The organism is Pseudomonas sp. P5_B2 (assembly GCF_056400445.1).
On record NZ_JBFULH010001020.1, the window covers coordinates 1 to 1151 of the forward strand.

The window sequence follows — 1151 nt, forward strand, 5'->3', positions numbered from 1 at the left end:
CCTCAAGGGAGAATGAATTGATTCAACGCCACAGGTGCCGCTCCGGGTGATGACACCTGGGTACTGAACTGTCCCAATCCGTCACCACGCAACGTTATATATAAATTCGCGCGGCCTTGGGCATCCGCTTGCAGCCATAACTTCATTCCTTCACCGGCACTGCTGGCGAGGCCTGGCTGCGGCAGCATTGTTTCGATACTGAAACCGTCCAGTACATCACCGGATAACTCGATCTCAACCATTGCATCCGGCGCACCGACTACACTTATCACCATAGGATTGGTTGAACCGTTTCGGTGAAACACCTCGTACTGCACTCTGAGTTTGCCATCGCTGCCGTGAACGTCTCGAGAACTCAATGGCCCGCGTGAAAACATTCCACATAATCCAAGTGCCACCAATAGCACCAACACGTACCAGCCCCAGCGTTCAAACCGCCATACTTTGACTTGGTAGGCCATGTCTTCCCGAACGGGATAGTCGCGGCTCTTAAAATCGTCGTGGATGTTTTTTTTATCGCTCATGGCATATCCGTTGTCGTGCTGTCGTACAACGCGCCTAGGGCATCTCCCAGTCGGCATTATCGAAATCAAGCCCCGAAAGATTCGGGGCTTGATGGTCAGACGACATCAGGGTTTGCGTCCTCCCCCTCCGCTCATCCCATCGTCCTTGCGTCCCATGTCTGAAGATTGATCGCGGTCATCTTTAAGATTGCTGCCGCGCCCACTTCCTTGCCAATCGCTGGACGATTGATCAGTCTTGCTGGATTGTTGTCCGCCTGATGCCTGTCCACCTTTTTGGCCTGGTTTGGACATGTTTTCTTTATCGTCGGCAAACTCGCCTCCTCGATTCGTACCCTGCCCGCCTCCGGACATGCGATCGCTATCGCGCGACTGTTGTCCGCCGGAAGCTTGACCACCTTTTTGGCCTGCTTCAGACGCCCGTTGTGGATCGTTGGCAAAATTTCCGCGAGAAGCTTCTCCGCCTTTCTTACCGGCTTCGGAAGCCTTGTCAGGGTTGTCAGAAAAATTGCCTGGATTTTTGTTTCCTGTATTGGCCATTTTTGTTCACCTCAACATCGTTAGCACGAGCATGGGCTCGTTTAATTCGGAGGACGCACAAAACAGAAAGTTTGAACGGAAATATTGGAC

General features: G+C 52.5%; 1 protein-coding gene and 1 pseudogene. Both read right to left on the reverse strand.

Features of this window, described 5'->3' with window-relative positions:
• Positions 1-2: 2 nt before the first annotated feature.
• Complete coding sequence (locus AC1DRJ_RS28835) at positions 3-524, reverse strand: hypothetical protein (protein ID WP_477805132.1); 522 nt, start codon at positions 522-524, stop codon at positions 3-5.
• A gap of 375 nt (positions 525-899) precedes the next feature.
• Positions 900-1061 (reverse strand): annotated as a pseudogene (locus AC1DRJ_RS28840) (con-10 family general stress protein); the annotation flags it as partial.
• Positions 1062-1151 lie beyond the last annotated feature (90 nt).